6 protein-coding genes, 1 other RNA gene and 1 pseudogene are annotated in these 5,999 nt (G+C 37.6%); 6 read left to right on the forward strand and 2 right to left on the reverse strand.

From position 1 onward, the window contains the following. Window positions 1-129: 129 nt before the first annotated feature. Window positions 130-888 (reverse strand): 4-hydroxy-tetrahydrodipicolinate reductase, encoded by a 759-nt coding sequence (dapB, locus tag ACFO3L_RS04235; protein WP_379964182.1) that lies wholly within the window; start codon window positions 886-888, stop codon window positions 130-132. 10 nt (window positions 889-898) lie between these two features. Further along, on the reverse strand, window positions 899-1,780 hold the full coding sequence (gene dapA / locus ACFO3L_RS04240) for a 4-hydroxy-tetrahydrodipicolinate synthase (RefSeq protein ID WP_379964184.1): 882 nt from the start codon (window positions 1,778-1,780) through the stop codon (window positions 899-901). 242 nt (window positions 1,781-2,022) lie between these two features. Between dapA and lysA the strand changes: the two genes are divergently transcribed. The 6 genes and pseudogenes from lysA to ACFO3L_RS04270 form a co-directional block, all read left to right on the forward strand. Further along, window positions 2,023-3,321: a diaminopimelate decarboxylase gene (gene lysA / locus ACFO3L_RS04245; RefSeq protein WP_379964186.1), complete on the forward strand. Its 1,299-nt coding sequence runs from the start codon at window positions 2,023-2,025 to the stop codon at window positions 3,319-3,321. Window positions 3,322-3,437: 116 nt separating this feature from the next. Continuing rightward, the gene (locus ACFO3L_RS04250) at window positions 3,438-4,148 is read left to right on the forward strand and encodes a zinc metallopeptidase (protein ID WP_379964188.1); all 711 of its coding nucleotides are present in this window, start codon (window positions 3,438-3,440) and stop codon (window positions 4,146-4,148) included. 107 nt (window positions 4,149-4,255) lie between these two features. Continuing rightward, window positions 4,256-4,591, forward strand: a complete 336-nt coding sequence (locus ACFO3L_RS04255) for a hypothetical protein (protein ID WP_379964190.1) — start codon at window positions 4,256-4,258, stop codon at window positions 4,589-4,591. A gap of 73 nt (window positions 4,592-4,664) precedes the next feature. Continuing rightward, window positions 4,665-5,189 (forward strand): tRNA adenosine(34) deaminase TadA, encoded by a 525-nt coding sequence (tadA, locus tag ACFO3L_RS04260; protein ID WP_379964192.1) that lies wholly within the window; start codon window positions 4,665-4,667, stop codon window positions 5,187-5,189. 40 nt (window positions 5,190-5,229) lie between these two features. After that, an RNA gene (gene ffs, locus ACFO3L_RS04265) (signal recognition particle sRNA small type) lies at window positions 5,230-5,314 on the forward strand. Between the two features lie 99 nt (window positions 5,315-5,413). Next, window positions 5,414-5,941 (forward strand): annotated as a pseudogene (locus ACFO3L_RS04270) (metallophosphoesterase); the annotation flags it as partial. Between the last annotated feature and the right edge of the window lie 58 nt (window positions 5,942-5,999).

Raw genomic sequence — 5,999 nt, forward strand, 5'->3', positions numbered from 1 at the left:
GAAGAACAGCCGAAATTACCCCGTCAAAATAAGGTGGTAATTTGGGCGCTTTGTTCTGAGTGATTGGAGATAAATCCCTAAAAAATAAACACAAGTAGGAATTGCGATACAGGCAATTCCTACTTGTGTTTATTTTCCTTTTAATAATTCATTCATACTGAAAAACCCAGTCTTTTGTTTTTCGATGAAAAGGGCGGCTTTGATAGCACCATTTGCAAAGATGCCACGTGATAAAGCGGTATGTTTGAGTTCGATAATTTCATCTTCTCCTGCAAATAAGACGGTATGCTCACCAGGAATCGAACCGCCACGTACGGCATGGATGCCAATTTCGCTCATCGCATTTTCGTTTTCGTTGCCACTTCGTCCATAAATATACTCTTTTGGTTGATCTAAGACAGCGTTTATTGAGTCAGCTAGTAGTAAAGCGGTCCCGCTAGGCGCATCTTTTTTGAAACGATGGTGTTTTTCAATAATTTCGATTTGGAAATCTTCTTCTAAAATAGGTGCAATTTTTTGTAAAGCTTGAATTAACGCGTTGACACCTAATGACATATTAGCTGAATAGAAGACAGGAATTTTTTTCGCGGCGTCCTTAATTGATTGTAAAATCTCATCAGAAAGACCAGTTGTTGCAATGACAACTGGGAGTTTTTGCTCGATGCAGTAGCTTAGTGTATTTTTAGTCATGGAGTGATGAGAAAAATCAATTACGACATCGATAGACTCTTTGATAGCAGCTAAATCTTGGTAGATAGGAAAAGGACTATCGTTTTTTGCTAGGCGATCAAAGCCGGCGACGAGTTGAACATTAGGATGGTTAGTGATTGCTTCTTGAACGACTTTTCCCATTTGTCCGTTGCAACCGATTAATAGTACATTTTTCATTGGTAACCTCCTATAATAAACCGTAGTTTGTCATGGTTTCTTTTAATAGCTCAACCGTTTTTTCTTCAGGTTCACCGAGTGGTAAGCGGTAGTGTGTTTCAATCCCTTTTAATAATCCAACTGCTTTTTTGATAGGGACAGGATTGACTTCAGAAAAAATGGCTTCAATTAATGGGTATTGCGCTAATTGGATTTTTTTAGCCTCTTCGAATTGACCATTTAAATAGTGATGAACCATTTGTGATGTTTGTTTTGGAGCAATATTACCAATTGTTGAAATTACACCGCTACCACCGACTGATAGTAGAGGTAAAACTTGGTCATCATTACCGGAATATAAAGCAAAGTCATCATTGACTAAGCAAGCAATCGCAACGATTTGCGAAATGTCACCACTTGCTTCTTTGATTCCTTTTACATTTGGTATTTTCATGAGTTCTTTAACCAAATCAGGTGTTAAGTTCAAGCCAGTCCGTGAAGCAACTGAGTATAAAATAACCGGTAAATCGACTTTTGAACAAATTGCTTCATAATGTTTTACGAGGCTGGTTTTTGTAGCCTTATTGTAGTAAGGGGTCACAATCAATAGGGCGTCGGCACCTAATTTTTCGGCTTCAACCGATAAATAAATCCCGTGTTGGGTATCATTTGATCCGGTTCCAGCGATGACTGGAATTCGACCATCGACTTGTTTAACAACAGTTTCGATGACTTTCAAATGTTCGGCATCGACTAAGGTCGACGTTTCGCCAGTCGTACCACAAGCGATAATCGCATCTGTTCCTTCATCGATATGCCACTGGGTTAAAGCTTTTAATTCTTGGTAATTTACAGAGCCATCTGCGTTCATTGGTGTAATAATCGCGACTCCAGATCCTTTAAAAATTGTCAAAATGTGCACGTCCTTTCAAGTGTCTGTTACTTCTAATTTATTTATGATGACTAACTTTGGTCGTTTCTTATTTGAAAACGTCAAGATTATTAAAATGATAACGATAATATGAGAAAAATTCAAGAGAATTCTAACAATTTGATGGGAAAGTATCTAATCTGTGGTAAAATAACTAAGATTTATTAAATGAAAAATATCCGATGCCATTTAAGGCAGTCTGTTACTATAAGGGGGAAATAATAATGGTCAAAAAAATTGCTAATAATCATTTATTTTGGGATGGGTGTGATACGGTTCAACTCGCTGAAACATACGGAACACCATTATATGTCTTTTCGCAAAATATGATTGTTGAAGAATGCCGTCAATTGCAAGAATCATTTATTAAAAAATATGATAATGTACGAGTGGCTTACGCCTCAAAAGCGTTTAATACAATGGCGATGATTCAATTGATTGAAAAAGAAGGTTTGTGTTTAGATGTAGTCAGTGGTGGAGAATTGTATACGGCAATCAAAGCCAACTATCCTGCAGAAAAAATTGAATTTAACGGAAACAATAAATCCATTGAAGAAATAACAATGGCGATTACGTATGGTGTAGGTCGGATTATTGTCGATAGTATTCAGGAATTAGAGTGGATTGCAGCTATTTGTCGTGAGAAAAATGTGACGGCTAAAATTCTCTTTCGAATTACGCCAGAAGTCGAAGTGGCGACGCATGACTTTATCTCTACTGGTCAAAAAGATTCCAAATTTGGGATTCCTTTAGAAGAAAGTATTTTATTTGCTTTAATTAAACAAGCTATAGAGACGCCAGAAATTGATTTTTATGGTTTGCATTTCCATATTGGCAGTCAATTATTTACCAATGAGACGCACTTATTAGCGGCACAAGTGGCGCTTGATTTGATCAAAAAAATTCAAGAGCGCTTTGCCTATACGGTTCGGGAATTGAATTACGGAGGAGGGTTTGGAGCACGCTATAAAGAAAGTGATGCAAGAAAACCATACGCTTACTTCCTCGATCCTTTGATGGCTTTAACGGAACAATTTTGTTTAGAGAACGATTTAGTCCGTCCGGCAATTGTGATTGAACCGGGTCGTAGTATCGTAGCGGAAGCTGGAATTACGTTGCATCAAATTGGTAGTATTAAAGAAGTGCCGGGTGTTAGAAAGTATGTGGCAATTGACGGAGGCATGACCGATAATATTCGACCAGGCTTATATGAAGCGGAATATGATGGCATCCTTGCAAATAAAGCCGGAGAAAAACCAACTGAAGTCGTCACCATTGCAGGTAAAGCTTGTGAGAGTACAGATATATTGATTAAAGATATTCATTTGCCCAAAATTGAAACGGGAGATATTTTTGCGACTTTCTCAACAGGTGCTTATGGTTATTCGATGGCAAATAATTATAATAAGTTACTGATTCCAGCTGTTGTAATGGTAAACGAAGGCGAATCTGAGGTGATTGTAGAACGTCAAACTTTTGAGCAGTTATTACAAAACGAGAGAATGCTCAAGAAATTAAAATAATTTTAAAAAATTGGCGGAATCTAAAAGGTTTCGCTATTTTCTTTAAACAAAAGTCATTTCTTTTTCACAAAACAGCGTTATAATAGAGCAAAAGTATTTAGAAAGGGGCGCTTTTTATGATGCCTTATGGAATGTTCTTTGATCCAACATATATTTTAGTTATTATCGGTTTAATCATCTCGATGGCAGCATCGGGCTATGTTAAAAGTACGTTTCACAAATTTGACCAGGTCCGTAGTAAAAATAATGTTACAGGAACACAAGCCGCAAACTATATTTTAAAAAGTCAAAATATCAACGATGTTGGCGTTGTCGGAATTGCGGGAGATTTAACAGATAACTACAATCCCGGTCGTAAAATGTTAAGCTTATCGCAGTCGACCGCTCAATCTATGTCCGTGGCAGCAATTAGTGTGGCGGCTCATGAATGTGGTCACGCAGTTCAAGATGCCGTTGGATATGCACCGCTAAAAATTCGCGCAGCAATTGTACCAGTCGCTAATATTGGTTCAACTTTGTCGATCCCATTGATTTTAATCGGGGCACTCATTAGTGGCCAAAGCGGCAGTCTTTTAATCAATATTGGATTATTGGCTTTTTCAATGGCGCTATTGTTCCAATTAGTAACTTTACCAGTTGAGTTTGATGCTTCACGCCGTGCACTTAAAATATTGAGTCAAGGTGGGTTATTAACCCAAGAAGAATTGCCAATGGCTAGAAAAGTTTTATTCGCCGCAGCATTAACCTATGTTGCTGCTGCTGTCGCTAGTTTCTTACAATTACTACGACTTTTCTTATTATTTGCGAATCGTAATGATCGTCGCTAATTGTAGAAGTCTTTTGTTTTCGTATTGACGCGAATCATGTTATGATTATTATGTTAAAGGAATTACGAAATAAAATTTCTTTAAAATAAAAGAGGAGCTGAGCTAAAATGAAATCATCAACAAAAGTTACCGTAGGATTAAGTATTGCTGCCGTTGCAGGAATCGCTACAACTGTTCTTGTTTCGGAAAAAGTTATACGTAAAGCCCTTGAAATCTCAAATCGTCGCAAAGTCAAAAACTTTATCAAGGTAAAGTTAAAAGGGAATGAAAAATTACTCGATATTGTTGATCATTTAGATGATAAAGAAATCGAAACGCTGGTCAGTGCCGGTAAAAAAATGAGTCAAGGGTTCGAACGTGTAAGTTCTTATGGTGAAACCGTCGCAGATGCGACACACGACACCAAAGAAAAAGTAACGAATTTTGTTGAATCCCTTTTTTAATTAAATATTACGTTAAAAGGTTTGAAGTCGTCACGACCTCAAACCTTTTTCTCAATTATTAGTGAGGTGTCTCTTGGAAAAAGTCAGTACATTAACAATCGAAGAAAAAGAATTTTTTATGAAAGAAGCAATCAAAGAAGCTAAAAAAGCCGAAGCGATGGCGGAAGTACCGATTGGCGCGGTCGTTGTGTTAGATGGTAAAATTATCGGTCGCGGTCATAACTTACGTGAAACGACACAAAATGCCACAGCCCATGCTGAAATGGCGGCAATTCAAATGGCCTGTGATCAACTCGATAATTTTCGATTAGAAGATGCTCAGTTATTTGTGACATTAGAACCATGTCCGATGTGTAGTGGGGCAATTTTATTGTCCCGAATTGATGAGGTTTATTTTGGTGCGTATGATCCTAAAGGAGGTACGGCGGGTAGCCTCTTAAATTTACTAGAAGATCAACGATTTAATCATTGGTGTTATCTTGAATCGCGTGTCCTTGAAGAGGAATGTAGTGATTTATTAAAGACTTTTTTTAGGAATCTCCGCCAACGTAAAAAAGAAGAAAAACAAAAAGCCAAAGAAAATAACGAAAAAGACTAGAAAAAGCAGATAAAGTGCGGTATACTATATTTTGCCGCAAGGCTAGGACAATGAGGACGTTGTGAAGTGGGTCAGATCTGGAAGGAAGCAGCCCTAAGCGATGTTCCTCATGTGTTCGATTATATGAATAGACCATTTCAACCTAAGATGAATATTCTTAGGTTTTTTTATTTTAACTATCCGGTATTATCGGTATAATAATAACAAGAAAGGCCGGTGGGATTATGGAACAGATTCGGATTATCCATACGAATGATTTGCATTCACATTTAGAAAATTGGCCGAAGATGCGTCGATTTATTCAAGAAAGACAACAAACAAAAATAGGAGACTCAGTCGTAACAGTCGATTTGGGCGATTATTCGGATCGTTGGCATCCGTTAACTGAAAGTACAAATGGTCAAGGGAATGTTCAGTTAATGAATCAAGTCAATTACGATTACGCAACGATAGGTAATAATGAAGGTACGGGCAATAGTAAAGAAGAACTCGATCATTTATATGATGGGGCAAATTTTGAAGTCATACTGGCGAATTTATTTGATGCAAAAACGTTACAATACCCCGATTGGGCCAAACCTTACGGTATTCATGTCACTGAACAAGGAACGAAAATAGGATTTGTTGCATTAACGGCCTATTTCCCTTTAACTTATCAGCCAAATGGTTGGGACATTCGCGCATGGCAAGAAATTTTACCACAGCTAGCCGTCGACTTAAAAAAAGAAGTGGATGTTTTAATTTTATTAACTAGCCGAGAACACTCGCGACTTTAGTCGTGTAGATGAATCGGCTTCGGTTGAGGCACAG

It is taken from the genome of Enterococcus eurekensis, from assembly GCF_042654605.1.
GTDB lineage: Bacteria > Bacillota > Bacilli > Lactobacillales > Enterococcaceae > Enterococcus_I > Enterococcus_I eurekensis.

What these genes read in the sequence shown, in the direction of transcription:
- dapB (WP_379964182.1), bottom strand. Translation starts at nt 888, where the DNA reads ATGAAAAATGTACTATTAATCGGTTGCAACGGACAAATGGGAAAAGTC.
- lysA (WP_379964186.1), top strand. Translation starts at nt 2,023, where the DNA reads ATGGTCAAAAAAATTGCTAATAATCATTTATTTTGGGATGGGTGTGAT.
- ACFO3L_RS04250 (WP_379964188.1), top strand. Translation starts at nt 3,438, where the DNA reads ATGATGCCTTATGGAATGTTCTTTGATCCAACATATATTTTAGTTATT.
- ACFO3L_RS04255 (WP_379964190.1), top strand. Translation starts at nt 4,256, where the DNA reads ATGAAATCATCAACAAAAGTTACCGTAGGATTAAGTATTGCTGCCGTT.